This window comes from Pseudomonas sp. NEEL19, assembly GCF_028751975.1.
GTDB lineage: Bacteria > Pseudomonadota > Gammaproteobacteria > Pseudomonadales > Pseudomonadaceae > Aquipseudomonas > Aquipseudomonas juntendi.
In genome coordinates this window covers 4,351,543-4,375,582 of the sequence record NZ_CP081491.1, presented here as the reverse complement: position 1 = coordinate 4,375,582, position 24,040 = coordinate 4,351,543, and the positions used below count along the sequence as shown (strand labels likewise).

Sequence of the window (24,040 nt, the reverse complement as noted above, 5' to 3'; positions counted from 1 at the left end):
ATCTCAAATTTTATGAGTTTGTCTCAACCCCACGATCCACTGGAAAATCCCCTCATCAATTTGAGCATGCTGAGGGGCGACACATGGCACTGGCACACAACCTGGGCTTTCCACACATTGGCGGCGACCGCGAACTGCGGGCCCGCCACTGGCAAGTGCAGAAGGACGCCGGTATCGCACTGCTGCCCGTCGGCGAAACCAGCCAATATGGCCACCTGCCGGGCACCGATGACCAGCCGTTTGCCCTCAACTGGGAACCCTTGTTCGAAGAGGTGGAGCATGCCAACGCGCTGGGCCATGCCATCAAGCCTGTCGTGATTGGCCCGTTGACCTACCTGTGGCAGGGCCAGGCCCGCAACGCCGACTTCGACAAGCTGGAACTGCTCGATCGCTTGCTGCCCTTGTATGATCAGGCCCTCAACCGCTTGGCTGCGCTGGGCGCCGAATGGGTCCAGATCGACGAACCGATCCTCGCCCACGACCTGCCACAGGACTGGAAAAACGCCTTCGAGCGCGTCTACAACATCCTGCAGCGTGCACCATTGAAGAAGTTGATTGCCACGTACGCCGGTGGCCTGGATGGCAACCTTGGCCTGGCCGCCAACCTGCCAGTCGATGGCCTGCACATCGATCTGGTGCAGGCGCCCGCACAGTACCAGGCCATCCTTGACCGCCTGCCGGCCTACAAAGTGCTGTCGCTGGGGCTGGTTGATGGCCGCGATGGCGCGCCTTGCGAACTGGACAATGCCCTGGGGCTGTTGCAAGACGCCCATGAGCGCCTGGGGGCGCGGCTGTGGCTGGCGCCGGCCTGTTCGTTGGCGCATGGCACCTTAGAGGTGGCTGTGCAGAAGTGCCGCGAAGTGGCTGCGCTGGCCGCCTCGCTGGAGCAGTACCGAGTCGCGGCTTGATCATCTGCTGCTTGTGCCGGCCTGTTCGCGGGCTTGCCCGCTCCCACAGGTACAGCGCATGTTTTGAAACCTGCGCTACCGTGGGAGCGGGCAAGCCCGCGAACAGGCCGGGCCTGCTCAACTCAAACGCCGCTCAACGTTCGATAGCCAGTGCAACACCTTGGCCACCGCCAATGCACAAGGTCGCCAGGCCTTTGTGGGCATCGCGCTTGATCATCTCGTGCAACAAGGTCACCAACACCCGGCAGCCGGACGCTCCAATCGGGTGGCCCAGGGCAATCGCCCCACCGTTTACATTGACCCGTGCCGCATCCCACTCCAGCGCCTTGCCCACGGCCAGTGCCTGTGCAGCAAAGGCTTCGTTGGCTTCGATCAGGTCCAGTTCGCTCAACTGCCAGCCGGCCTTGTCCAGGCAGCGCCGCGTCGCCGCAACCGGGCCGATGCCCATGATCGCCGGGTCTACCCCGGCACTGGCATAAGCGGCGATCTTCGCCAGCACCGGCAGGCCCAGGGCCTCGGCTTTGGTGGCGCTCATCAGCAGTACGGCGGCAGCGCCGTCGTTCAGGCTGGAGGCATTGCCAGCGGTGACGCTACCGTCTTTCTTGAACGCTGCGCGCAGCTTGCCCAGCGACTCGGCAGTGGTGTCCGGGCGCGGCTGCTCATCACGGGCGAACACTTTCGGCTCGCCCTTCTTCTGCGGCAGCACGACAGGGGTGATCTCCGCATCGAAGCGGCCGGCCTCGATGGCAGCGAGTGCCTTGCGTTGCGACTCGGCGGCAAAGGCATCCTGCTGTTCACGGCTGAGGCCGTACTCGTCCACCAGATTTTCGGCAGTGATGCCCATGTGGTAGTCGTTGAAGGCATCCCACAGTCCATCGGTGATCATGCTGTCGATCAGCTGGCCATGGCCCATGCGCTGGCCGGTGCGGGCCGAGGGCATCACATAGGGGGCCAGGCTCATGTTCTCCTGGCCCCCGGCAATCACCACCTCGGCGTCACCGCAGCGGATGGCCTGGGCCGCCAGGTGCAGGGCTTTCAGGCCCGAGCCGCATACCTTGTTCAGGGTCAGCGCCGGTACGCTGAAGGGCAGGCCGGCCTTGATCGCGGCCTGGCGCGCCGGGTTCTGCCCGGCGCCGGCGGTCAGCACCTGGCCGAGGATGACTTCGTCGACCTGCGCCGGGTCCAGCCCGGTCTGCTCCAGCAGGCGCTTGATCACGGCGGCGCCGAGGTCGACCGCAGGCACGCTGGCCAGGGCACCCTGGAAGCTGCCAATGGCGGTACGGGTTGCGGCGACGATGACCACGTCGTTCATGTTGTTGTTCTCCGTGCGGTGGGCGTAGGGCTTCAAGCATCGGTGCCCTGGGCTCATTTGTTAAGTTTGTTTTTCTTTGAGATTGATGTGAAAAGCAAATGAATGGCCGCGCAGCGGTCCACCCCGGTTTTGCATCGTCCGGATCACCCCGTAATATGTGTCGGATAACCTGCGGGGGTAGTCTCACCCTCTGATCAACAGGAAACGCCCATGTGGCGCTTCCCCAGCATAAACCTGACGAGGTACAGACATTGGCCATCATTCATCCTAAGGTTCGCGGTTTCATCTGCACCACGACTCACCCGAAGGGCTGCGAGCTCAACGTCCGTGACCAGATCGAAGCCACCCGCAAGCTGGGCGTGCGCGAGGATGGTCCGAAGAAGGTCCTGGTCATCGGTGCTTCCAGTGGCTATGGCCTGGCAGCACGCATTACTGCAGCGTTCGGCTTCAAGGCTGACACCCTGGGCGTATTCTTCGAAAAGCCAGGCACCGAAACCAAGGCCGGCACCGCTGGCTGGTATAACGCTGCGGCTTTCGACAAGTTCGCCAAGGCCGAGGGCCTGTACAGCAAGTCGATCAACGGTGACGCCTTCTCCGACGAAGCCCGCGCCAAGGTCATTGAGCTGATCAAGAACGAAATGGGTGGCAAGGTCGACCTGGTCATCTACTCGCTGGCCTCGCCGGTGCGCAAGCTGCCGCAGACCGGTGAAGTGATCCGCTCGGCACTCAAGCCGATCGGCCAGCCGTACAAGTCGACTGCCATCGACACCAACAAGGACACCATCATCGAGGCCAGCATCGAGCCGGCCACCGAGCAGGAAATCGCCGATACCGTTACCGTCATGGGTGGCCAGGACTGGCAACTGTGGATCGACGCCCTGGCGGGCGCCGACGTACTGGCCGAGGGTGCCCGTACCGTTGCCTTCAGCTACATCGGCACCGAGATCACCTGGCCAATCTACTGGCACGGGGCCCTGGGCCAGGCCAAGCAGGACCTGGATGAAACCGCGCTGCGCCTGGACAAGAAGCTGGCCGCTGAAGTGAAGGGCGGCGCCAACGTGGCGGTGTTGAAGTCGGTGGTGACCCAGGCCAGCTCGGCCATTCCGGTGATGCCGCTGTACCTGTCGATGGTCTTCAAGATCATGCAGGAAAAGGGTGTGCACGAGGGTACCCAGGACCAACTGGACCGCATGTTCCGCGACCGCATGTACCGTGCCGATGGCGCCCCGGCCGAAGTGGACGAGAAGGCCCGCCTGCGCCTGGACGACTGGGAACTGCGCGACGACGTGCAGGATGCCTGCAAGGCCATGTGGCCGCAGGTGACCACCGAGAACCTGTTCCAGCTGACCGACTACGCCGGTTACAAGAAGCAGTTCCTCAACCTGTTCGGCTTTGAGCGCGCTGACGTCAACTACGACGAAGACGTAGCCACCGATGTGAAGTTCGACTGCGTCGAGCTGTAATTTCACACCGTGCTGGCCTCATCGCTGGCACGCCAGCTCCCATTTCGACAGCGGTGCCTTCAAGGCCTGTGTCGGGGCTGGCTTGCCGGCGATGGGCTGCAAAGCAGCCCCGGCAATCTCAAGCCTTGCGCGACAGTGGCGGCGCAGCAAACGTCACACCGGCCAGGCCGTGCTTGATCAGCGCCCGGATATTGCCATGGTCACTGCCCTCAGGCGTGGCCAGCACATCCCGGTAGTGCTCGCCGAAAGCCAGCAACGCTTCCTGATCGCTCAGCCCTTCAAGCACTGCCAGGCCCAAGGTTTTGCACGAACCTTCGTTCTGCCCGGCGGCATTCTCGACACCCCCATTGTTGAACGCCTGCGGCTGATAGCTGTAGTGCTCGGCAATGAACGCCAGGGTGTCGGCAAAGGCATGTTGGCCGCTGGCCAGGCTGGCGCGCAGGGTATCTAGATCAGTCACGAGGTTTTCCTTTTTCGAACGCCGCTTGCTGCTCGGCGCTGGCTTCTTTCTGGTATTGGGCTTTCCACTGGGCATAAGGCATGCCGTACACCGCTTCGCGGGCGTCATCCAGGCTCAGGTCGAGCTCACGCTCGTCAGCCGCAGCCTTGTACCACTTGGACAGGCAGTTGCGGCAGAAGCCGGACAGGTTCATCAGGTCGATGTTCTGCACGTCGGTGCGTTTCTGCAAATGGTCGACCAGGCGCCGGAACGCGGCGGCTTCGAGTTCAAGCTGTTGCTGTGGGGTCATGTGGGCTCTCACGTCATGCGGTTCTTCAGGTGGCGGCCACCATTGATGACCACCTGGCTGCCGGTGCTGTACTGGCTGGCGAGCAGGTACTTGACCGTCTCGATCAGTGGCCCGGCGCCGGGTTCGAACTCCAGCAGGGCCTTTTTCAAGGTGTGCTGGCGGTAGGCTTCGTCACCCCCTTCCTTGAGGATCAGCAGCCCTGGAAGGATACCGTTCACATGCACCTTGGGCGCATATTTTTCAGCGAACGACAGCACCATGTTCTGCAGCGCAGCCTTGGTGGCGGCATAGCCAATGTGGCTCTTGCTGCCGCGCGACGACGTTTCGTCGCAGATGTGAATGATGTCGGCCTTGTCCTGCTTGGCCAGCATTTCGCCCAAGGCCAGGTTGAGGTGGTAGGGCGCCTCTACATGCAGGCGGAACATGGTCTCGAGGTTGTCCAGGCCATCGTCCAGCCACAACGACGCGTTATGGATGATGGCGCGCAGGCCGTCGTAATGCTCGACCAGGTAGTCGATCAGCGCCTGGCGGTCGTCTGCCCGGCACAGGTCTGCCTGGAACTGCACGATGTTCGGGTGGGCCGCCTGTGGCTGTACGGTACGGCTGGCACTGACCACCGTATGGCCGGCCTGTGCCAGTTCAAGGGCCAGGGCCAGCCCGACGCGCTGGCTGGCTCCGGTAACGAGAATTGGGCTGTTCATGTTCGGGGCGGTCAACTTGTCTGTCCTGTGGTTGCCGCCCAGCATACCCGAACTGTTTGCCCATTGTACGGCCTGGCCTCAGCGGCTGCGCAGGGCGCCCGCGGTGGCCGAAGAGGGCTGTAGCCAACCGGCCAGCAGGCGGGTGGACAACGGGATGAACAGGTACACCATCAGTGGCGTGAGGGCCAGGGTGCTGAGCAGTACCCGTGGTACCAGGTCGAGTGCGGCCAGCCAGTGGCCGAACGCCGTGTTGAACGCCAACGACACTGGGAAGAACGCCAGCCAAATGGCCACGGCCTGTTTCCAGCGCGGCGGTTTCTGCACCGCACTGGCGCCAAACCAATCGTCAATGCCACTGACGCGCGCCTCTTTGGGGCGCTCGAACAGGCCATTGCCGCGCTGCAACCAGGCCCTCCGCGAGGCGGAATGCTCCCAGGCATGCAGGGTGGGCTCATCGCTGAAGCGGAAAATGATCTGGAATTCGTCGCCATCGTGGGGTGGGGCGAGAATGCCCGAGCCCAGGTAGCCGGGGAAGTCAGTGGCCAGCTGTTCGCCCTCATGCAGCCAGGCCAACAGGTCCTGGTAGCGGCCATCTGCGGCGCGGCGCGACACCATCAGGGTAACGGGTGGGGTAGACATTGTGTATCTCCTGGCAACGGGGCTGGCGGGTAGCCGGCCCCTTGGCTGCGTGGCCCGGGGTGGTGGGCGACGCAGGCGAACATGCAAGAATCGGGCGCGGATTATCGCGCAGTTGTGCTGTGTGGCAACTGTCAGCCGGCAAATGGTCGCAACCTGTGCCCGGCGCTGTCGTAGTAGACTAGGCCCTCTATTCCAGCACACAGGATGCCGTGCAGATGAGCGAACTGGGACGCAAGCCGGGGGGCGATGCGAGCTTCGAGCAGCAAGTGCTGTTTCCGATCCGTGAAGTCTCCCGCCTGACTGGCGTCAATGCGGTAACCCTGCGCGCCTGGGAGCGCCGTTACGGTCTGATCCAGCCCATCCGCACCGACAGCGGCCACCGCCTGTATTCCCAGGGCGACATCGACGATATCCGCAGTATCCTCGGCTGGCTGGAGCGCGGCGTGGCGGTCAGCAAGGTGGGCAGCATCCTTGCCCGCAGCCAGGCGCTTGCCGGGCAGGCCGCGCGCGCAGTGGACAGCTCGCTAGGCTGGCAGCAGCAGGTGCGCGTGGCAGTGCAACGCTTTGACCTGCCAGGGCTGGGCCGCCTTTATGAGGAGGTGTTTGCCGCCAGCACGCTCGATCAGGTTTTCGCTGAGGTTTTCATGCCGGTGTGGCACGACTTGGCCGTGCGCCATGGCGGCTACGGCCAGACCAGCGAGTGGCTGTTTTTTGACCAGTTTTTGCGCGGGCGGGTGTTCACGCGTTTGCAGCTGGCGGTTGCGCCGCGTCGCCACAACGTGCTGCTGGTGCCCTTGCCGGGGCAATGCCATGAGCTTGAACTGCTGGTCACCAGCCTGCTGCTGGGCAGTGACGAGGTTGGCGTGACGCCGTTGGTGTGTGGGCAGCCCCTGCAAGAGCTGGCGCTGGTCTGCGAACGCATGAAACCAGACGCCCTCGTGCTGTTTTCCCACCAGCCGCTCACTGCAGAGGTCAGCCGCTATCTGAAGCGGCTGGCGTCGGTGCTGGGCTGCGCGTTATTGCTGGCGGGAGAGGCAACGGACCAGGCCAGCGGCGCCCTGGTTTGCCTGGGGGCACAGGGCGGGGTGATGCGTCAGCGTCTGCGCCAGTGCCTGGCAGGTCAGCTGGACACCTGAGTGTGCAGTTCGGGGTGGGCGCGGCAATGGGCCTGCAGGATGTAGTCGCGCAGGCGTTCGATTTCTTCCGCTGGGCTTTGGCCAAGGTCGTACGCTGCCAGGTCCGGGCCAATACGCCGGCCCAGCACACCCTGCAGTTCGATCGGCTGGATGTTGCCGGGGGCGAAGCGCAGGTCGAAACGTGCCGGCGCGCTTGGCAGGCCACGCAGCTCCACCAGCACGCCTTTGAAGGAAATTTCCCGTACCCACAGCCCGCCAGGCGCGCCACGGCCGTCGAGCAGGGCGCTGGGCTGCTCCAGCGACAGGCGCCATGGCCGCAGCATGGGGCCGTCCTCGTAGATTTCCGGGGAGCCGACTTGCAGGTGCAAAGCGTGGAATTCGTCTTCCACCAGTTGCAGCGGGAAGCTGATTTGCTGGTTGTTGAATTGCGCCTGCAAGGTCACTTGTTCATTGGCCACCAGGCGGGTGAGCAAGCTCTGGATGCGGCGGTCGCCATTGACCTGCAGGCTCGACATCGAGTCGGCCAGGTTCAGGTTGGGCGAATGCTGCATGCTCTGAATGAAATCCAGCTCGTCCTGGGTAAGAAGGGCGTCTGCTTGCATGATCGAACTCGGTGGTGGCGATTTCTTCAACGTAGTTGACCGTAACCGGGGGGCTTGGTTCAGGTGCGTTCGTCGGCTTTCAGACGAGCGCGCAGTTCGGCCAGCTCTCGCTCCATTTCCACCTGGCGGGTGACGTCCTTCTGAATGCCGATGAAGTAGGTACGTCGCTCGGCGTCGTTCCTTACCGCCGTGATCGACAGCTCGTTCCAGAAGGCAGTGCCATCCTTGCGGTAGTTGCGCATCACTTCCCGGCACGGGCGGCGTTCGGCCAAGGCTTTGCGAATGCGCGCACGCGCGAGCTGGTCACGGTCGTCAGCCTGCAGGAAGCGGCAATCCTGGTAGAGTATTTCGTCCCGGCTGTAGCCGGTCAGGCGTTCGAACGCGGCGTTGACGTAGATGAGGATGGTGTCGTCGCCTTCCTGTTCGGCAACCACGATCCCGTCATGGGATGCGTCGACCATCGATTGCAGCAGTTTTGCGTTGATCATGTTCAGGCCATACGGCAGGCAGTAAAAACGGACGTGCTGTAGCAGGCGGCTTTGGCAGAGGCGGCCTTTTGCCAGCGCTGAATGCTAGTATCCTACGTTTTCACTCAGTTTCGGAATCCTCTACCCGATGAAAGTCGCCATTATTTCCGGATCGGTCTATGGCACCGCCGAAGAAGTCGCCCGTCATGCAGAAACGAAGCTCAACGCCGCCGGCTACAAAGCCTGGCACGCCGCACGTGCCACTTTGCAGGACCTTGAAGGTTTTGCCCCGCAGGCCCTGCTGGCCGTGACATCGACTACCGGTATGGGTGAGCTGCCGGACAACCTCATGCCCTTGTACAGCAGCCTGCGTGACAGCCTGCCAGCGGCCTTCCGTGGCCTGCCGGGTGCAGTGATTGCGCTGGGCGATTCCAGCTATGGCGATACCTACTGCGGGGGTGGCGAACAGCTGCGCGAGCTGTTTGCCGAGCTGGGCGTGCGCGAGGTGCAGCCGATGCTTCAACTGGATGCCAGCGAGACGGTGACCCCTGAAACGGATGCCGAGCCGTGGCTGGCCAAGTTGGCTGATGCCTTGAAAGGCTGACGGTCAGGTTTAGCAAGTATGGGCCTGCCGCAGGGAGTGCCCGGGCAGACCTGCCAGCCAGACCCCGATTTATGCTTCGCTGCCGGGTACCGGCCATTCGCGCAGCAGCGCCAACCACGCTTGCGCGGCCCGCGACAAATACGCGCCACGCCGCCAGATGAAGGCAATGTCCCAGCGCAGGTCTCCCGGTGAGCGCAGGGGCATACGCACCACACCAGGGCGTTCCAGGGCTTTTGCCACCACCCGGGGCAGCAGCACCACGCCCTGGCCTGCCGCGACCAGCGCTGCCAGGAAATCCGCCTGGCCACTGCGCCCGCCTTCCGTCGGGGTGAAGCCCTGCTGCTGGCAGGCTTTCACCAAACGGTCATTGAGCACGAAACTGCGCTGGTAGAGCAGGAACGGCGTTGCGGCCAACTGCTTCAGGTGCACCCCGCCCAGGCCTGCCAACGCATGCCCCGCCGGTAGCAGGGCATCCAGCGGCTCATTGCAGAACGGCTGGTATTCGAACCCGTCGTCGCTGGGCGTAAGGCTGCCACCGAGCTCCAGCTCGCCACTTCTGACGGCCTGCTCGATGCTGCGGCTGCCGCCCTCCACCAACTGGATGGCGATGTTCGGGTGGCGCCGCCGGTATTCGGCGAACAAACCGGCGAACAGCGCATCGCTGCCCAGCATCGGCAAGCCCAGGCGCAGTTCGCCACGCTCCATCTGGCTCAGATCGTCCAATTCGTTGAGCAGCGCCTGGCGTTGGCGCAGCAGGGCCTCGCCGCGCTCAAGCACGATGCGCCCGGCGGCGGTCAGGTGCAGGTGTGATGCCTGGCGTTCCAGCAGCGGCTGGCCCACATCTTGCTCTAGCTGCGCCACTTGCTTGCTGACGGCCGACTGACTGATGTGCAGGGTCTGTGCGGCTTGGGTAAAGCCGCCTCGGTGCACCACTTCGATAAAGCTGCGCAGCTGTTTGAATTCCATGTGCCAATTCCATTATGGAATGGTAGCCAGTCTAACAATTCGCTTCTGGCCTAGGCAGCCAAAACTTAAAATGAGGGCCTGTCGAGGAACACCGCCATGATACCCGCGTTACTGAAAAAACTGCTGCGCCTGCTTGCCGAGCTGGCGACCCTGTATGCCCTGTTTGCACTGGGTGGCCAGCTGGCCACTTGGCTGGGCTGGCCTATTCCCGGCGGGGTCATGGGCCTGGCGCTGCTGTTGCTGTTGTTCGCCGTGGGGGCACTGAAGCCAGCCATGCTGCAACTGGGCGCCGGTTGGTTGATGGCCGAAATGCTGCTGTTCTTCATTCCTGCACTGATGAGCCTGCTGGACTACGGCGCGCTGATCCGGGACGAGGGCTGGCGCATCCTGCTGGTGATCGCCGTGAGCACGCTGATGGTGATGGTGGTGACGGCCCTGACCGTCGAACTTGTGTGCCGCTGGAGCATGCGCCATGAGCCTTGAACCCATGCCGTTGTTCTGGCTGGCGCTGACGTTGCTGGCTTACCTGGGCAGCCGCTGGCTGTACCGGCGCAGCAAGCGCTACCTGCTGTCGCCGCTGATTCTGGTGCCGGTATTGCTGCTGGCGGTGGCTGTGCCGCTGCACACCGCCTATGCCGAGTACGCGCGCAATACCCACTGGCTGATGGGCGTGCTCGGCCCGGTGACCGTGGCCTTTGCCGTGCCGATCTGGCAGCAGCGGGCCATGCTCGCCCGGCATTGGCCGGCGTTGCTGGTCGGCATGCTGGCGGGCAGCAGTGCCTCCATCGCCAGTTCCTGGGGGTTGGCGCACCTGCTGGCGCTGGACAGTGCGACCAGCCTGTCGCTGGTGCCGCGTTCCATCACCACGCCCTTCGCCATGCCCTTGGCCCATGACCTGGGCGGTGTGCCCGAGCTGACGGCAGTGTTCGTGATGTTCACCGGGGTGCTCGGTGCCATGTTCGGTGGCGTGCTGCTGCGTTGGTTGCCGCTGCGCACGCCGTTGGCCCGGGGGGCATTGTTCGGCGTGGGCGCGCACGGTGCCGGGGTCAGCCGGGCCCAGGAAGTGGGCCGCGAGGAAGGCTCGGTGGCCGGCCTGGTCATGGTCCTGACCGGGCTGCTGAACCTGTTCGCGGCACCGCTGCTGGCCATGTTGCTCTGACCGTTCGTGCCACTGACTCGCTCAGTCATCAAGCTGGCTGGCAACGCAAGTTCCACCCCTGGTAGGGCTGGCTAGACTCACCCTCGACATAGAGAGCACATGAAAGTGCCGAGGTGACATGCAATGACCGCAGCCTTGCCCTATCCAGTCCACACCACTTAACCGGGTTACTTCTGATGCCTTTGGCCGAAATTCCATTGTGCGTCTGGCGTACCCGGGGACAGAGCTTCACATTCCGGGGCCAGAGCATCCGCTACTGGACCGCAGGGCAAGGAGAGCCCCTGCTTCTTTTACACGGCTTCCCCACCGCCAGTTGGGACTGGCATTACCTGTGGGGGCCTTTGACGCAGCGCTTTCGGGTGATTGCCTGCGACATGCTCGGTTTTGGCGATTCGGCCAAACCGGTCGACCACGCCTACAGCCTGATCGAGCAAGCCGACCTGCAGCAGGCGCTGCTCGCCCACTTGCAGGTGGACCAACCGGTGCACCTGCTGGCTCACGACTATGGCGGCAGCGTCGCTCAGGAGTTGCTGGCGCGGCACCATGAGCAGCGCGCCGAGGTAGCCAGCTGCGTATTTCTCAACAGTGGCCTGTTCGCCGAAAGCTGTCACCTGCTGCTGATCCAGAAGTTGCTGCTGAGCCGCTTCGGCTGGCTGGTGGGTCGCTCCTTCGGGCGTGACGACCTGGTGCGCAACATGACCCAGGTCCATGGCCCCTGCACCCACCCGAGCGAGAGTGCCCTGGACGATTTCTGGAGCCTGATCGCCGCCAACCGCGGTACGCGCGTGCTGCATAAGCTGGTGGGCTACCTGCTGGAGCGCCGCCTGCACCGTGAGCGCTGGGTTGCGGCCATGCAGTGCCCAGGTGTGCCCCTGCGGCTGATCAACGGCATGGTCGACCCATTGTCCGGCGCGCACATGCTTGAGCGTTACCGGCAACTGGTGCCACAGCCAGACACCGTGCAGCTGCAGGGTATAGGCCACTACCCGCACACCGAGGCGCCGGTGCAGGTGCTGCGGCATTACCTGGCCTTTCGTGAGCAACCGCTGAGCTTTTGCCAGGCGAAAGTGGCGTGGTCCTGAGCGGGCCTCATGGCCCGGCGTTATCACCAGGCATTCAGCCTGCGTGAGCTTGATTGTCTGCTTGCCGCCGGCGGCAGACACTCGGCTGACCTGAACCTGCCTGGAGCCCTTGGCATGAGCGAGCCTGTACTTCTGCAAGATCGTGTGGTGATCGTTACCGGCGCCGGTGGCGGCCTGGGCCGTGCCCACGCGCTGCTGTTCGCCGCCCGCGGGGCCAAGGTGGTGGTCAACGACCTCGGCGGTTCCACCCACGGGGAGGGCGCCAGCGCCAGCGCTGCTGATCGGGTGGTGCAGGAGATTCGCGCCGCCGGGGGCAGTGCAGTTGCCAACCATGACTCGGTCAGCCAGGGTGCCCGCATTGTCGAGCAGGCCCTGGACAGCTATGGCCGCGTCGATGTCGTGGTGAACAACGCCGGGATCCTGCGTGACAAGACCTTCCACAAGATGGACGACAGCGACTGGGAGCAGGTTTACCAGGTGCATGTCGAAGGCGCCTACAAAGTTACCCGCGCGGCCTGGCCACACCTGCGTGAGCAGAACTGGGGGCGGGTGATATTCACGGCATCCACCTCTGGCATCTACGGTAATTTTGGCCAGGCCAATTACGGCATGGCCAAGCTGGGCCTGTACGGGCTTACCCGTACCTTGGCCATCGAAGGGCGCAAGCACGGCATCCTGGTCAACGCCATTGCACCAACCGGCGGTACGCGCATGACGGAAGGGCTGATTCCCCCGCAGGTGTTCGAACGGCTCAAGCCGGAGTTGGTCAGCCCCTTGGTGGTGTACCTGGGCAGCGAGCAGTGCCAGGGCAGTGGCGAGCTGTTCGAGGTGGGCGGGGGCTGGATCGGCAAGGTGCGCTGGGAGCGTAGCCTGGGGGTGGGTTTCGACCCGCGCGAAGGCTTCACGCCCGAGCAGGTCGCGCAGCAGTGGGAGCACATTGGTGATTTCGAAGGGGCAGTGCACCCGCAGGACAGCTTGCAGGCACTGCAGCAGATGATGGCCAACCTGCAGAAATACCCGTTGTAAGGCCATTGTAGGGGCAGCTGTCTTTCTCAAAATTTGAGAAGCCTGCGCGATTCATTGTAGGAGCGGGTTTACCCGCGAAAGGGCCAGGCCTGCGGGCCAGTTTCTGCCAGGCATTGTGCGTTGCCAGCGCCACCGTATTCGCGGGTGAACCCGCTCCTACATCGATCAATGATGCCGGCCCGGCCCCGCAGGGCTACCGGCCACCCCTGCCCGTTGTAGGAGCGGGTTCACCCGCGAAAGGGCCGGGCCTGCGGACCGATTTCTGCCAGGCATTGTGCATTGCCGGCACCACCGTATTCGCGGGTGAACCCGCTCCTACATCGATCGATGATGCCGGCCCGGCCCCGCAGGGCTACCGGCCATCCCCGCCCATTGTAGGAGCGGGTTCACCCGCGAAAGGGCCGGGCCTGCGGACCGATTTCTGCCAGGCATTGTGCATTGCCGGCGCCACCTTATTCGCGGGTGAACCCGCTCCTACATCGATCAATGATGCCGGCCCGGCCCCGCAGGACTACCGGCCATCCCCGCCCATTGTAGGAGCGGGTTCACCCGCGAAAGGGCCGGGCCTGCGGACCGATTTCTGCCAGGCATTGTGCATTGCCGGCGCCACCGTATTCGCGGGTGAACCCGCTCCTACATCAATCGATGATGCCGGCCCGGCCCCGCAGGGCTACCGGCCACCCCAGCCCGTTGTAGGAGCGGGTTTACCCGCGAAAGGGCCAGGCCTGCGGACCGATTTCTGCCAGGCATTGTGCATTGCCGGCACCACCGTATTCGCGGGTGAACCCGCTCCTACATCGATCAATGATGCCGGCCCGGCCCCGCAGGGCTACCGGCCACCCCTGCCCGTTGTAGGAGCGGGTTCACCCGCGAAAGGGCCGGGCCTGCGGACCGATTTCTGCCAGGCATTGTGCATTGCCGGCACCACCGTATTCGCGGGTGAACCCGCTCCTACATCGATCAATGATGCCGGCCCGGCCCCGCAGGACTACCGGCCATCCCCGCCCATTGTAGGAGCGGGTTCACCCGCGAAAGGGCCGGGCCTGCGGACCGATTTCTGCCAGGCATTGTGCATTGCCGGCGCCACCGTATTCGCGGGTGAACCCGCTCCTACATCGATCGATGATGCCGGCCCGGCGCCGCAGGGCTACCGGCCATCCCCGCCCGTTGTAGGAGCGGGTTCACCCGCGAAAAGGCCGGGCCTGCGGACCGATTTCTGCCTGGCATTTTGCATTGCCGGCGCCACCGTATTCGCGGGTGAACCCGCTCCTACATCGATCGATGATGCCGGCCCGGCCCCGCAGGGCTACCGGCCACCCCAGCCCGTTGTAGGAGCGGGTTTACCCGCGAAAGGGCCGGTCCTGCGGGCCAGTTTCTGCCAGGCATTGTGCATTGCCGGCACCACCGTATTCGCGGGTGAACCCGCTCCTACATCGATCGATGATACCGGCCCGGCCCCGCAGGGCTACCGGCCACCCCCGCCCGTTGTAGGAGCGGGTTTACCCGCGAAAGGGCCGGTCCTGCGGGCCAGTTTCTGCCAGGCATTGTGCATTGCCGGCACCACCGTATTCGCGGGTGAACCCGCTCCTACATCGATCGATGATACCGGCCCGGCCCCCGCAGGGCTACCGGCCACCCCCGCCCGTTGTAGGAGCGGGTTTACCCGCGAAAGGGCCGGTCCTGCGGGCCAGTTTCTGCCAGGCATTGTGCATTGCCGGCACCACGGTATTCGCGGGTGAACCCGCTCCACATCGATCAATGATGCCGGCCCGGCCCCGCAGGGCTACCGGCCACCCCAGCCCGTTGTAGGAGCGGGTTTACCCGCGAAAGGGCCAGGCCCGCGGGCCAGTTTCTGCCAGGCATCGTGCATTGCCGGCACCACCGTATTCGCGGGTGAACCCGCTCCTACATCGATCAATGATGCCGGCCCGGCCCCGCAGGGCTACCGGCCACCCCGCCTGTTGTAGGAGCCTTGCGTCGCGAAAGGGGCGCGAAGCGGCCACAGGATTTCAGCGTTGGCGGCTAAATTGCAGGGGCTGCTTCGCAGCCCGTTCGCGACGCAAGGCCGCTCCTACAGGTGTCGCGTGGCCCTGAGGCTTTGCCGGTATCCGCGGGCGTCATTATTCAGCGCAAAAAAAAGCCGCTGCAAGTCGCAGCGGCCAATCGAGACGTTAGATCAAGGAGCTTCAAAATCTACGTCAGTGCACCTCGCAGGCCTGAAAGGCGGGGGGGAGAGCCCTTCAGGCCGGCCAGTAAGTAAAGAATAAGCGCTTGATCCCGTAGGAAAAATAGCCGCCTGTGACATTCACCTTTACGTTTCGGGCAACAGTTGCGCAGCTGTTCAGGCCGCGGGCGAGTAGCCCATTCGCCAGCTGGTTTCCCGCGTTGCCGCCAGCAACCGCTGTGCCGCCGGGCCATGCTCGTCGGCATGGAAGATCGATGTAGGCCCGACCACGGTCATCACCGCCGCAACCTGCCCCAGGGCATTGAATACCGGGGCCGACAATGCATCCACGCCCGGCATCAACAAGCCGTGTACATGGTGCAGGCCACGTTCGCGTATGCCGGCCAGTAGCGCTTGATAATCGTCGGCAGAGTGCTGCAGGGCGGCCAGTTCACGGTCACGCAGGTCTACCGTTTCCCGCTCGGGCAGGTAGGCAGCAAACACCAACCCGGTCGATGAGCTGAGCAGCGGCAGCACCGAGCCGATCTGCGTTACCACGGTCACCGCCCGCACCGCGGGCTCGATGCTGACCACGGTCGCGCCCTGGTTACCCCACACGGCGATGAAGCAGCTTTCGTTCAGTTCGTCGCGCAGTTGCGACAGGGGCAGTGCAGCAATTTTCAGCACATCGATGCTGCCCAGCGCCGCCAGCCCCACCCGCAATGCCTCACGCCCCAGGCCGTAATGGTTGGTGGCAGCATCCTGCTCGGCAAACCCGCTGGCGATCAATGCCTGCAGGTAGCGGTGCACCTTGCTCGCCGGCATCTGTACATGCTCGGCAAGGTGTGACAACGAGGTGGAAGGGGCCAATTCAGCCAAGGCCTTGAGGATGTCGGTGCCGACCTCCGCAGAGCGGACTTTCTGCTTGCCGTTGTCGGCGGTGGTACTGGCTTTGGCCATGGACAGCTGCTTCCGGATTCTTCAGTCGGGCCTTTATAGCTTGACGCCATGCGCGGAGCAAATTACGTTATTCGTAATCTGATTACGATAAAAACAATGCAGACCCGCTGCCGCCCACCCAAGGGCCTGCAGCCAACTGCCCGCAACGGCTCGGCCAGAGCCCGGAGGCACCGATGAATCGCGATCCATCACCCGACCTTCACTACCTCAGCGGCTTTGGCAACGAGTTTGCCAGCGAAGCGCTGCCCGGTGCCTTGCCGGTCGGGCAGAACTCGCCGCAGCAGGCGCCCTATGGGCTGTACGCCGAACTGATGTCCGGCACGGCGTTCACCATGGCCCGTAGCGAGCTGCGGCGGACCTGGTTGTACCGTATCCGCCCGTCTGCCTTGCACCCACGTTTCGAGCGCCTGGCGCGCCAACCGCTACAGGGCCCGCTGGGGGGCATCAACCCCAATCGCCTGCGCTGGAGCCCCCAGCCGATTCCCGCCGAACCCACCGACTTCATCGAAGGTTGGCTGCCGATGGTGGCCAACGCCACGGCAGATAAACCGAGCGGCGTGAGCATCTACATCTACCGCGCCAACCGCTCCATGGAGCGGGTGTTCTTCAACGCCGATGGCGAACTGTTGCTGGTGCCGGAACAGGGTCGCCTGCGCATTGCCACCGAGCTGGGCGTGTTGCAGGTCGAGCCGCTGGAGATTGCGGTGATCCCGCGTGGCATGAAGTTCCGTGTCGAGTTGCTCGACGGCCAGGCCCGCGGCTACATCGCCGAAAACCACGGCGCCCCCTTGCGCCTCCCGGACCTGGGCCCGATCGGCAGCAATGGCCTGGCCAATCCGCGGGATTTCCTCACTCCGGTGGCGCACTACGAAGAAACCACCGGCCCGCAGCAGCTGGTCCAGAAGTTTCTGGGTGAGCACTGGGCCTGCGAACTGCAGCATTCGCCGCTGGACGTGGTTGCCTGGCATGGCAGCAACGTGCCGTACAAGTACGACCTGCGCCGCTTCAACACGTTGGGTACGGTCAGTTTCGACCACCCGGACCCGTCGATCTTCACCGTGCTGACTTCGCCGACCAGCGTGCATGGTTTGGCCAACATGGACTTCGTGATCTTCCCGCCGCGCTGGATGGTGGCCGAGAACACCTTCCGCCCACCGTGGTTCCACCGCAACCTGATGAACGAGTTCATGGGCTTGATCCAGGGTGCCTACGATGCCAAGGCCGAGGGCTTCCTGCCGGGTGGGGCGTCGTTGCACGGGGTGATGAGCGCCCATGGGCCCGATGCCGAAACCTGCGAAAAAGCCATTGCCGCCGAGTTGGCCCCGCACAAGGTCGATAACACCATGGCGTTCATGTTCGAGACCAGCCAGGTGCTGCGCCCGAGCGTGCAAGCGCTGCAATGCCCGCAATTGCAGGCCGACTACGATAGTTGCTGGGCCACCTTGCCGAGCACCTTCAACCCGAACCGGAGATAACCCATGAACCACACTGCCATTGCCCGTAGCTGGGTCGAGCACGCCAACGGGCACAGCGACTTCCCGCTGCAGAACCTGCCAATGGGCATCTTCAGCCGGCCAGGTGAAGCCAGGCGCTGTGGCGTGGCCATTGGCGACGCAATCCTCGACCTGGAGGCGGTGCTGGCCGCCGGCCTGTTCGACGGCGCAGCCAAGGCTGCCGTCGAGGCGACCCGGGGTGGGGCACTGAACGCATTCTTCGCATTGGGGCGCAGCGCGCGGGTGGCCCTGCGCGAACGCTTGCAGGCATTGCTGGGTGAACACAGCGAACACCAGGCGGCGCTGAAGCCGGCCTTGCTCAACAGCGGCGACTGCCAGTTGCACGTACCGGCGCAGATCGGTGACTACACCGACTTCTATGTCGGTATCGAGCACGCCAAGAACGTCGGCAAGCTGTTCCGCCCCGACAACCCGTTGCTGCCCAACTACAAGTACGTGCCGATCGGTTATCACGGCCGTGCCTCGACCATCCGCCCCTCGGGTACCGAAGTGCGCCGGCCAAAGGGCCAGACCCTGCCGGCCGGGCACACCGAGCCAAGCTTTGGCCCCTGTGCGCGCCTGGACTACGAACTGGAACTGGGTATCTGGGTCGGCCAGGGCAACGCCATGGGTGAGGCGATTGCGGTAGGTGATGCTGCCGAACACGTGGCCGGCCTGTGTCTGCTCAATGACTGGTCGGCGCGCGACATCCAGGCCTGGGAATACCAGCCGCTGGGGCCGTTCTTGTCGAAAAGCTTCATTACCAGTATTTCGCCGTGGGTGGTCACCGCCGAGGCGCTGGCGCCGTTCCGTTGCGCCCAGCCGGCCCGGCCGCAAGGTGACCCGCAGCCGCTGCCGTACCTGCTGGACGAGCGCGACCAGGCTGCGGGCGCGTTCGATATCGAGCTGGAAGTGCTGTTGCTGACCGCGCGCATGCGTGAGCAGGGCCTTGCCCCGCACCGCCTGACCTTGAGCAACACCCGCAGCATGTACTGGACCGTGGCCCAACTGGTTGCCCACCACAGCGTCAACGGCTGCCAGTTGCAGCCGGGCGACCTGTTCGGCTCGGGCACCCTCTCCGGTGCCACCCCTGGCTCGTACGGCAGCCTGCTGGAAATCACCGAAGGCGGCAAACTGCCGGTGGAACTGGCCAGTGGCGAGGTGCGCAAGTTCCTCGAAGACGGTGACGAGATCATCCTGCGCGCCCGCTGCCAGCGTGACGGCGTGGCCAGCATCGGCTTCGGCGAATGCCGTGGCACGGTCGTCGCGGCCAACTGAGGGGGCAGGGCATGGAGCTGTACACCTATTACCGTTCCACCTCGTCGTACCGGGTGCGCATCGCGCTGGCACTCAAGGGCCTGGCCTACCAGGCCTTGCCGGTGAACCTGCTGCAAGGTGAACAGTGTGGCGCCGGCTACAGGGCCGTCAACCCGCAGGGCCGCGTGCCAGCCTTGCGCAGTGACGGCGGTGAAGTGCTGGTGCAGTCGCCGGCGATCATCGAGTACCTGGAAGAGGTGTACCCACAGCCCGCCCTGCTGCCGGTCAATGCCGAACGGCGGGCCAAAGTGCGCGGTGTGGCGGCGATCATCGGTTGCGACATCCACCCGCTGCACAATGTCAGCGTGCTGAACCGGCTGCGCCAGGGCGGTCAGGACGAGGGCCAGGTGAACGACTGGATCGCACACTGGATCAGCCAGGGGCTGGCGGCCGTGGAACAGTTGATTGGCGATGAAGGTTTCTGTTTCGGCGATACGCCGGGGCTGGCCGATGTGTACCTGATTCCGCAGTTGTACGCGGCTGAGCGTTTCGCTGTCGACCTTGGCGGTTACCCGCGCATTCAACGGGTTGCCGCACTGGCAGCCGCGCACCCGGCATTCGCCCAGGCCCACCCGGCCCGGCAGCCGGACACCCCGGCTCAGTGAAGTGAGCGGTTCGCCGCCGGAAGCTTGCGGATGCGCTCGCACAGCTTCAGGCGCTGGACCGGGTCTTCCGTCAGCAGCAGGGCATGCTCCAGGTCGTAGCGTTCGGCTTGGGGGCAGTCCAGGTGTTGGTAAAGCGAGGCGCGGGTCATGTAGTCTGCGACCTGCACCGGCCCTAATTGCATGACCCGTTCGGCGTCGATCAACGCCGCCAGGTGGTTGTCATTGCTGATATGCAGTTGGCGCAGGTTGCGCGACAGGCGCTGCAGCATCTGCTGCGCGCTGGCGGTGCGCAGGTGCTCTGCCGTCAGTGGCAGGTCGGGGCCAAACTGGCGTGCCAGCAGCTCGCGACAGTCGCTAGGGTATAGGCGCCTGCCGCCACAGGGGTCGAGCAGGTGGTCGGCACCCGGCACGCGCAACAGGAAGTGCCCGGGAAAACCCACGCCCTCCAGCGGTATGCACAAACGCCTGGCCAGCTCGAGGGCGAGGATGGCCAGGGCCAGCGGTTGGCCTCGTCGGCGTTGCAGCACCTTGTCCAGCATGGCGGCATGTGGCCGCAACGGCAGGTATTCGTCTTGCACAAACCCCAGTGCATTGAGTTGACGCAGCAGAGGCTGTGCCAGTTCACTCAACGGTAGCATGGGCAGGTGGGCACTGATTTCGCGCTGCAGGTCGTGCACGGTGGCAAGGCTGGCGGCAGGCGCGACGTTAGGGTCGTGCTCGGCGGCAACCCACAATGCGGCTTCCAGCAGGGCGACGGGCTCGCGTTCCAGGCAGGCCAGGCAGGCTTGACGTGGGTTCATGGGGCTTCTCCGCACTCGCTTGAGTATTAGCTGCGGTGCGGGGTTTCGTCCAGTGGTCTGGCGGCGGCTGCAAACATGAGGCCGGGCTTATACTGGGTGCAGCACCTGTTGGGGAGCCTGTCGATGTTCGCGCTGATGCAAAGCACCCGTACCCAGTCACTGCACTTGTTCACCGACCCGCCCACGGGCCTGAAAGCGGTGGTGGCGATCCACAGCCAGCAGTTGGGGCCGGCGCTGGGTGGCTGCCGCTACCTGCCGTACGCCGATGACGAAAGCGCCATGGCCGACGCGATTCGCCTGGCCCAGGGCATGAGCTACAAAGCGGCACTGGCGGGCTTGCCCGTGGGGGGCGGCAAGGCGGTGATCTTGCGCAACCCGCATGTGGAAAACCGCGCAGCTTTGTTCGAGGCCTTCGGCCGCTTCGTCGATACCTTGCAAGGGCGTTTCATCATTGCCGTGGACAGTGGCACCTCGACCCTGGACATGGACTGCATCGCCCAGAGCACGCCGCATGTGACCAGTACCACGGCCTCGGGTGATCCCTCACCGCATGCGGCAATGGGGGTATTCGCCGGCATCCGCGCCACGTCCTATGCCCGCTTAGGCAGCTACAACCTCGAAGGCCTGCGGGTAGCGGTGCAAGGGCTGGGTAATGTTGGCTACGCCCTGGCCGAACAACTGCATGCGGCGGGGGCGGAACTGTTGGTGAGCGACCTGGACACAGGGCGGGTACGGCTGGCTGTTGAGCAGCTCGACGCCCACCCGGTGACCCACGATGCGTTGATCAGCACCCCCTGCGACATCTTTGCCCCGTGCGGTGTGGGGCCGGTGCTGAACGGGCAGAGCGTGATGCAACTGCGCTGCGCGGCAGTGGCGGGGGCGGCGAACAACCAGCTGACCACCTTGCAGGTGGCTGACCAGCTGGAGACCCGCGGGATACTGTATGCGCCCGATTACGTGATCAATGCCGGTGGCTTGATTTACGTGGCGCTCACCCACCGTGGCGAAGACCTGGGCACCATCACCTCTCACTTGGCACGCATACCATCGCGGCTGACCGAAGTGTTCGGCCATGCCCAAGCAGAGAAACGCTCGCCGGCGCGGGTGGCACAGATGTTGGCGGAGCGGTTGTTGTATGGCTGACGGGGGTTGTGTTGCATGCACCGGCCTCATTGCTGGCTTGCCAGCGATGAGGCCGGTGCAGGTAATCACTCGGCTGATTGCCCGTCGAGCAACTCGGCCAACGCATCCGGCTGGCTCTTGAACGCCCGGGCGAACACATCGCGGTTCTTGGCCATGTAGATACCGGCTTCTTCAACCTGCTGCTCGGTCAGCGACGGCACTGCCTTATGCAGCACTTCAGCCAGGCGCTCGGCCAGTTCGAGCATTTTGTCGTGACGGTCGGCTTCTGCCTTATCCATGAACAAGCGCTCCGGGTCGCGGCTGCTGCGGTACACCACTTCGACGGCCATTCATCACCTCTGTGCCTTTTTGCTGGTTTGCAATTTACTGTATCTATATACAGTAATGGCGATGTTGGTTGGTTCGCAAGTAGAAATTGTAGTGGAGTGTTTTGCGGGGGCGTCCGGCACAACATCTTTATCGCCTGTGAGATCGAGCGCCGCCCGCGCGGCGCATCGCGACGCAAGGCCGCTCCTACATCTGTTTCGGGCCAGTTATGCCTGTGGGATTTGCGCGCGAACGCCCTGGCGCCCACCACGATATTGCGTCGTACAGACAAGGCGGTCGCGCGCGTCCGGCACAGGCAATACTGGCCCGAAACAAACGTAGATACTCTGTTGGCGGTCAAGCTTTTCTGAGGTGTTCAGAGCTGAAAAGCTTGGCCGTATCAAATGGCTCATCTCCGCTCATGCACGCCCAGATGCCTGTCAGGTACTTGCGCATGACAGCGGCGATCGCTTGCATTTTTTTCTTGCCCCTGCTGATCAGCGACTCATAAAAAGCCTTCGCATAAGGATCGCAGCGCACCGCCGTCAGCGCAGGCATGTACATGGCTGCCCGTAAATAGGCATTCCCGCTTTTGCCGAGCCGACCAGGTTTATCAATGCTTGTTCCAGACTGTGTCTGTCGAACATCAAGGCCAGCATGACGAGCGACCTGAGAGGACTTGAGCGTTTCGGGCAGCGTGGTCAGCTCAGCCAGGGCGGCCAGCGCCGAGACCTCTCCAATCCCAGGGCCTGCGAGGAGTTGCTCGTACTGTCGAGTTAGCCTTGGACACTGGGCGATTAACTCGCGCCCTGCCTTACGAAAGCGCTCGATTCGATTACTTAGTGAAGCAATCTCTTCTTCTTGATCCTCGATCAACATCGAGGCAGTCGTGGCGGTCGCCTGCAATGCATGCAGCTCGTTCTTCGCCCTGATACGGTGTCCCACCAAACGATTGATGTGCCGGCCAAGGCCTCTGAGTTCAAGCTGTACAGTGCTTGGAGGTGTCCACAAACGCGGGGTCATACGCTCCCCGTACTCGGACAGCAGCTGAGCATCTATTGCGTCAGTCTTGCTGTTCACCAGCATCAGTTTGGCGAAGTTGTGGAAGCTCTTGGGGTTGATCACGGAAACAGGTAGGTCAGCAGCGTGCAGCTCAATGGCCAAGTCCAGGTAATAGATCCCGGTCGCCTCCATCACGATCGACGTAGGCTTGAGCGCCTGCAGCTTTTTCACCGCAGCCTTGCGACCGGCAGGGGTTTGAGCGATATCCCACTGACCGGCAGTGCGCCCATCTTTACGCACCCCAACGACCGAAGTCCGTGAGCCGATATCGAGGCCAACCCAGACACTCATTCTTCCCTCTCCCAAGCGAATTAGGTAACAATGGCCTCCGGTTCCCCGACCTCGAACTTCATGCCGCTGCAACCTTGTAATGCGAAGTCCGACTTGTCGGCTTCTCGATACTCTTCGTGGTGGGCAATGAGGCGGGGGGCCTCTCTACGTACAAGGTCAGGGGCAAACCCTGCCTTCAGGAGCGATCGGCCTCCCCGGAAGTGCTTCTTCAGCCTGACGAGAATAACTTCTCCCGCCAGGCCAGTCACAACATACAAGGAGCGGGTTTACCCGCGAAGCGCCGCGCGGGCGGCGCTCGATCTCCCAGGCGCTGAAAATGCTACGACAACCCCCTGCCAGCCCTCCTGCAACCTAGTGCCAAACCCTCACTGCTTCATCCCCAGCTCGGCATCATCCATCAACCCGGTGATGGTCAATTCGCGCACATACCCCATCAACTCCGAAGACTGTTCGCGGGCATCCCTGCACGGGATCCCGGGCTCGATGCGGAATAGCGGGTGGGTGCCGTTTTCGCCCTGGTAGAAAGTGGTCTTGCCGACGGTGAACTGGGTGTCTTCTGTGGTCATTGGTCAGTCCCCTGAAGTGCCTTTGGAATCAGGGTGTACTCGAGGGAATGGATGTAGCGGGGTGGATCGGGGATAACTCTCAGCATGATGTAGGCCTGTTCAAAATTGGGTCCACCACCTTCTGCTGTCAAACATCAAGGCGGCAGCTGTACATGGGTTGACAGACCGGTGAACAGAACCAAAAGCCGGCGCACACGAGGTGCCCCATGACAGCTGCCATAGCGGCTAAGCCATGTGGTTAGTTCAGGGCGGCCTGTCAAAGCCGGTCGTTGATTGGCAACGACCGCCCGAGACTAGTGCGCACCACCGAACACCACAATGGCAGGGAGTATCTTTGGGAAATGCCCTACAAGGAAGGGCTTAAATCTGATTTTCCGCTGGCGCAATGCCATTTCATTTTCTGCAGCGCGCCATGCCAAAGTGCCTTGCGGCAATCGGCCGCCTTCCCATGGCAGGGGCCTGGCCCTTTAACTGCATGGCAGAAACGTCACACCCGTGGCGCATCATCCTTGAAAGTCG

The 24,040-nt window shown here is 63.5% G+C and carries 24 protein-coding genes and 1 pseudogene; 12 read left to right on the top strand and 13 right to left on the bottom strand.

All coding sequences use genetic code 11. The features are described from left to right. The first annotated feature begins 83 nt into the window (after window positions 1-83). Window positions 84-908 (top strand): 5-methyltetrahydropteroyltriglutamate--homocysteine methyltransferase, encoded by an 825-nt coding sequence (locus K4A76_RS19480; protein ID WP_274410965.1) that lies wholly within the window; start codon window positions 84-86, stop codon window positions 906-908. Between the two features lie 133 nt (window positions 909-1,041). Here K4A76_RS19480 and K4A76_RS19475 read toward each other — a convergent pair whose 3' ends face one another. Next, the gene (locus K4A76_RS19475; RefSeq protein ID WP_009682659.1) at window positions 1,042-2,220 is read right to left on the bottom strand and encodes an acetyl-CoA C-acetyltransferase; all 1,179 of its coding nucleotides are present in this window, start codon (window positions 2,218-2,220) and stop codon (window positions 1,042-1,044) included. A 251-nt stretch (window positions 2,221-2,471) separates the two neighbouring features. On the opposite strand from K4A76_RS19475, the gene fabV reads away from it, so the two are divergent. Beyond that, window positions 2,472-3,683, top strand: a complete 1,212-nt coding sequence (fabV, locus tag K4A76_RS19470; RefSeq protein WP_029886896.1) for an enoyl-ACP reductase FabV — start codon at window positions 2,472-2,474, stop codon at window positions 3,681-3,683. Between the two features lie 118 nt (window positions 3,684-3,801). Here the strand turns inward: fabV and K4A76_RS19465 are convergent, their stop codons facing one another. The 4 genes from K4A76_RS19465 to K4A76_RS19450 are packed head-to-tail and all read right to left on the bottom strand — an operon-like array spanning window position 3,802 to window position 5,772. Next, window positions 3,802-4,143, bottom strand: coding sequence for a HopJ type III effector protein (locus K4A76_RS19465; RefSeq protein ID WP_009682661.1), 342 nt, complete (start codon window positions 4,141-4,143; stop codon window positions 3,802-3,804). Beyond that, on the bottom strand, window positions 4,136-4,432 hold the full coding sequence (locus K4A76_RS19460; protein WP_009682662.1) for a DUF1244 domain-containing protein: 297 nt from the start codon (window positions 4,430-4,432) through the stop codon (window positions 4,136-4,138). The genes K4A76_RS19465 and K4A76_RS19460 overlap by 8 nt, the downstream gene beginning before the upstream one ends. An 8-nt stretch (window positions 4,433-4,440) precedes the next feature. Next, the gene (folM, locus tag K4A76_RS19455; RefSeq protein WP_009682663.1) at window positions 4,441-5,178 is read right to left on the bottom strand and encodes a dihydromonapterin reductase; all 738 of its coding nucleotides are present in this window, start codon (window positions 5,176-5,178) and stop codon (window positions 4,441-4,443) included. Window positions 5,179-5,211: 33 nt separating this feature from the next. Further along, window positions 5,212-5,772 (bottom strand): antibiotic biosynthesis monooxygenase, encoded by a 561-nt coding sequence (locus tag K4A76_RS19450; RefSeq protein WP_274410964.1) that lies wholly within the window; start codon window positions 5,770-5,772, stop codon window positions 5,212-5,214. A 215-nt stretch (window positions 5,773-5,987) separates the two neighbouring features. Here K4A76_RS19450 and K4A76_RS19445 point away from each other — a divergent pair, with 215 nt between their 5' ends. After that, entirely contained in the window at window positions 5,988-6,908 is a 921-nt protein-coding gene (locus K4A76_RS19445; RefSeq protein ID WP_274410963.1) for a MerR family transcriptional regulator, read from the top strand. Here the strand turns inward: K4A76_RS19445 and K4A76_RS19440 are convergent. Together K4A76_RS19440 and K4A76_RS19435 are read right to left on the bottom strand one after the other, a co-directional pair. Then, window positions 6,893-7,510 carry a hypothetical protein gene (locus K4A76_RS19440; RefSeq protein WP_274410962.1) on the bottom strand — a complete coding sequence of 206 codons (618 nt, stop codon included), beginning with the start codon at window positions 7,508-7,510 and terminating at the stop codon, window positions 6,893-6,895. The genes K4A76_RS19445 and K4A76_RS19440 overlap by 16 nt on opposite strands. 59 nt (window positions 7,511-7,569) lie before the next feature. Then, window positions 7,570-7,998, bottom strand: a complete 429-nt coding sequence (locus tag K4A76_RS19435; RefSeq protein ID WP_009682668.1) for a PAS domain S-box protein — start codon at window positions 7,996-7,998, stop codon at window positions 7,570-7,572. 127 nt (window positions 7,999-8,125) lie between these two features. On the opposite strand from K4A76_RS19435, the gene K4A76_RS19430 reads away from it, so the two are divergent. Next, window positions 8,126-8,581: a flavodoxin gene (locus K4A76_RS19430; RefSeq protein WP_274410961.1), complete on the top strand. Its 456-nt coding sequence runs from the start codon at window positions 8,126-8,128 to the stop codon at window positions 8,579-8,581. 69 nt (window positions 8,582-8,650) lie between these two features. Here K4A76_RS19430 and K4A76_RS19425 read toward each other — a convergent pair whose 3' ends face one another. Beyond that, window positions 8,651-9,547, bottom strand: coding sequence for a LysR family transcriptional regulator (locus tag K4A76_RS19425; RefSeq protein ID WP_029886899.1), 897 nt, complete (start codon window positions 9,545-9,547; stop codon window positions 8,651-8,653). A 96-nt stretch (window positions 9,548-9,643) separates the two neighbouring features. Here K4A76_RS19425 and K4A76_RS19420 point away from each other — a divergent pair, with 96 nt between their 5' ends. The 4 genes from K4A76_RS19420 (at window position 9,644) to K4A76_RS19405 (ending at window position 12,814) form a co-directional block, all read left to right on the top strand. Further along, on the top strand, window positions 9,644-10,030 hold the full coding sequence (locus K4A76_RS19420) for a CidA/LrgA family protein (RefSeq protein WP_274410960.1): 387 nt from the start codon (window positions 9,644-9,646) through the stop codon (window positions 10,028-10,030). Next, the gene (locus K4A76_RS19415) at window positions 10,020-10,706 is read left to right on the top strand and encodes an LrgB family protein (protein WP_054906051.1); all 687 of its coding nucleotides are present in this window, start codon (window positions 10,020-10,022) and stop codon (window positions 10,704-10,706) included. The genes K4A76_RS19420 and K4A76_RS19415 overlap by 11 nt, the downstream gene beginning before the upstream one ends. 176 nt (window positions 10,707-10,882) lie before the next feature. Then, window positions 10,883-11,788 carry an alpha/beta fold hydrolase gene (locus tag K4A76_RS19410; RefSeq protein ID WP_054913570.1) on the top strand — a complete coding sequence of 302 codons (906 nt, stop codon included), beginning with the start codon at window positions 10,883-10,885 and terminating at the stop codon, window positions 11,786-11,788. A 114-nt stretch (window positions 11,789-11,902) separates the two neighbouring features. Then, window positions 11,903-12,814 carry an SDR family oxidoreductase gene (locus tag K4A76_RS19405; protein WP_009682675.1) on the top strand — a complete coding sequence of 304 codons (912 nt, stop codon included), beginning with the start codon at window positions 11,903-11,905 and terminating at the stop codon, window positions 12,812-12,814. 2,341 nt (window positions 12,815-15,155) lie between these two features. Here K4A76_RS19405 and K4A76_RS19400 read toward each other — a convergent pair. Further along, window positions 15,156-15,938 (bottom strand): IclR family transcriptional regulator, encoded by a 783-nt coding sequence (locus K4A76_RS19400; RefSeq protein WP_161892857.1) that lies wholly within the window; start codon window positions 15,936-15,938, stop codon window positions 15,156-15,158. A 173-nt stretch (window positions 15,939-16,111) separates the two neighbouring features. Between K4A76_RS19400 and hmgA the strand changes: the two genes are divergently transcribed. From hmgA to maiA, 3 genes are read left to right on the top strand one after another with little or no spacing between them, the layout of a single operon-like run. Beyond that, window positions 16,112-17,413, top strand: a complete 1,302-nt coding sequence (gene hmgA, locus K4A76_RS19395) for a homogentisate 1,2-dioxygenase (protein ID WP_274410959.1) — start codon at window positions 16,112-16,114, stop codon at window positions 17,411-17,413. A 3-nt stretch (window positions 17,414-17,416) separates the two neighbouring features. Further along, window positions 17,417-18,709 carry a fumarylacetoacetase gene (gene fahA / locus K4A76_RS19390; RefSeq protein ID WP_274410958.1) on the top strand — a complete coding sequence of 431 codons (1,293 nt, stop codon included), beginning with the start codon at window positions 17,417-17,419 and terminating at the stop codon, window positions 18,707-18,709. 11 nt (window positions 18,710-18,720) lie between these two features. Then, the gene (maiA, locus tag K4A76_RS19385) at window positions 18,721-19,353 is read left to right on the top strand and encodes a maleylacetoacetate isomerase (protein ID WP_274410957.1); all 633 of its coding nucleotides are present in this window, start codon (window positions 18,721-18,723) and stop codon (window positions 19,351-19,353) included. Here the strand turns inward: maiA and K4A76_RS19380 are convergent. Continuing rightward, entirely contained in the window at window positions 19,347-20,153 is an 807-nt protein-coding gene (locus K4A76_RS19380) for a SirB1 family protein (RefSeq protein ID WP_274410956.1), read from the bottom strand. The two genes, maiA and K4A76_RS19380, sit on opposite strands and share 7 nt — an antisense overlap. Window positions 20,154-20,276: 123 nt before the next feature. Here K4A76_RS19380 and K4A76_RS19375 point away from each other — a divergent pair, with 123 nt between their 5' ends. After that, window positions 20,277-21,296 (top strand): Leu/Phe/Val dehydrogenase, encoded by a 1,020-nt coding sequence (locus tag K4A76_RS19375; RefSeq protein WP_009682681.1) that lies wholly within the window; start codon window positions 20,277-20,279, stop codon window positions 21,294-21,296. 65 nt (window positions 21,297-21,361) lie between these two features. On the opposite strand, the gene K4A76_RS19370 is transcribed toward K4A76_RS19375, so the two are convergent. The 3 genes and pseudogenes from K4A76_RS19370 to K4A76_RS19360 form a co-directional block, all read right to left on the bottom strand. Next, a complete protein-coding gene (locus K4A76_RS19370; RefSeq protein WP_009681698.1) occupies window positions 21,362-21,625 on the bottom strand; it encodes a YebG family protein in 264 nt (87 codons plus the stop codon). Window positions 21,626-21,959: 334 nt separating this feature from the next. Beyond that, window positions 21,960-22,955 carry an IS110 family transposase gene (locus tag K4A76_RS19365; protein WP_029887815.1) on the bottom strand — a complete coding sequence of 332 codons (996 nt, stop codon included), beginning with the start codon at window positions 22,953-22,955 and terminating at the stop codon, window positions 21,960-21,962. A 389-nt stretch (window positions 22,956-23,344) separates the two neighbouring features. Then, a pseudogene (locus tag K4A76_RS19360) lies at window positions 23,345-23,521 on the bottom strand (DUF3077 domain-containing protein); the annotation flags it as partial. Between the last annotated feature and the right edge of the window lie 519 nt (window positions 23,522-24,040).

Coding starts and splice junctions, on each gene's coding strand:
- K4A76_RS19480 (WP_274410965.1), top strand. CDS start 84: ATGGCACTGGCACACAACCTGGGCTTTCCACACATTGGCGGCGACCGC.
- K4A76_RS19475 (WP_009682659.1), bottom strand. CDS start 2,220: ATGAACGACGTGGTCATCGTCGCCGCAACCCGTACCGCCATTGGCAGC.
- K4A76_RS19460 (WP_009682662.1), bottom strand. CDS start 4,432: ATGACCCCACAGCAACAGCTTGAACTCGAAGCCGCCGCGTTCCGGCGC.
- folM (WP_009682663.1), bottom strand. CDS start 5,178: ATGCTGGGCGGCAACCACAGGACAGACAAGTTGACCGCCCCGAACATG.
- K4A76_RS19450 (WP_274410964.1), bottom strand. CDS start 5,772: ATGTCTACCCCACCCGTTACCCTGATGGTGTCGCGCCGCGCCGCAGAT.
- K4A76_RS19445 (WP_274410963.1), top strand. CDS start 5,988: ATGAGCGAACTGGGACGCAAGCCGGGGGGCGATGCGAGCTTCGAGCAG.
- K4A76_RS19440 (WP_274410962.1), bottom strand. CDS start 7,510: ATGCAAGCAGACGCCCTTCTTACCCAGGACGAGCTGGATTTCATTCAG.
- K4A76_RS19435 (WP_009682668.1), bottom strand. CDS start 7,998: ATGATCAACGCAAAACTGCTGCAATCGATGGTCGACGCATCCCATGAC.
- K4A76_RS19430 (WP_274410961.1), top strand. CDS start 8,126: ATGAAAGTCGCCATTATTTCCGGATCGGTCTATGGCACCGCCGAAGAA.
- K4A76_RS19425 (WP_029886899.1), bottom strand. CDS start 9,547: ATGGAATTCAAACAGCTGCGCAGCTTTATCGAAGTGGTGCACCGAGGC.
- K4A76_RS19420 (WP_274410960.1), top strand. CDS start 9,644: ATGATACCCGCGTTACTGAAAAAACTGCTGCGCCTGCTTGCCGAGCTG.
- K4A76_RS19415 (WP_054906051.1), top strand. CDS start 10,020: ATGAGCCTTGAACCCATGCCGTTGTTCTGGCTGGCGCTGACGTTGCTG.
- K4A76_RS19410 (WP_054913570.1), top strand. CDS start 10,883: ATGCCTTTGGCCGAAATTCCATTGTGCGTCTGGCGTACCCGGGGACAG.
- K4A76_RS19405 (WP_009682675.1), top strand. CDS start 11,903: ATGAGCGAGCCTGTACTTCTGCAAGATCGTGTGGTGATCGTTACCGGC.
- K4A76_RS19400 (WP_161892857.1), bottom strand. CDS start 15,938: ATGGCCAAAGCCAGTACCACCGCCGACAACGGCAAGCAGAAAGTCCGC.
- hmgA (WP_274410959.1), top strand. CDS start 16,112: ATGAATCGCGATCCATCACCCGACCTTCACTACCTCAGCGGCTTTGGC.
- fahA (WP_274410958.1), top strand. CDS start 17,417: ATGAACCACACTGCCATTGCCCGTAGCTGGGTCGAGCACGCCAACGGG.
- maiA (WP_274410957.1), top strand. CDS start 18,721: ATGGAGCTGTACACCTATTACCGTTCCACCTCGTCGTACCGGGTGCGC.
- K4A76_RS19380 (WP_274410956.1), bottom strand. CDS start 20,153: ATGAACCCACGTCAAGCCTGCCTGGCCTGCCTGGAACGCGAGCCCGTC.
- K4A76_RS19375 (WP_009682681.1), top strand. CDS start 20,277: ATGTTCGCGCTGATGCAAAGCACCCGTACCCAGTCACTGCACTTGTTC.
- K4A76_RS19370 (WP_009681698.1), bottom strand. CDS start 21,625: ATGGCCGTCGAAGTGGTGTACCGCAGCAGCCGCGACCCGGAGCGCTTG.
- K4A76_RS19365 (WP_029887815.1), bottom strand. CDS start 22,955: ATGAGTGTCTGGGTTGGCCTCGATATCGGCTCACGGACTTCGGTCGTT.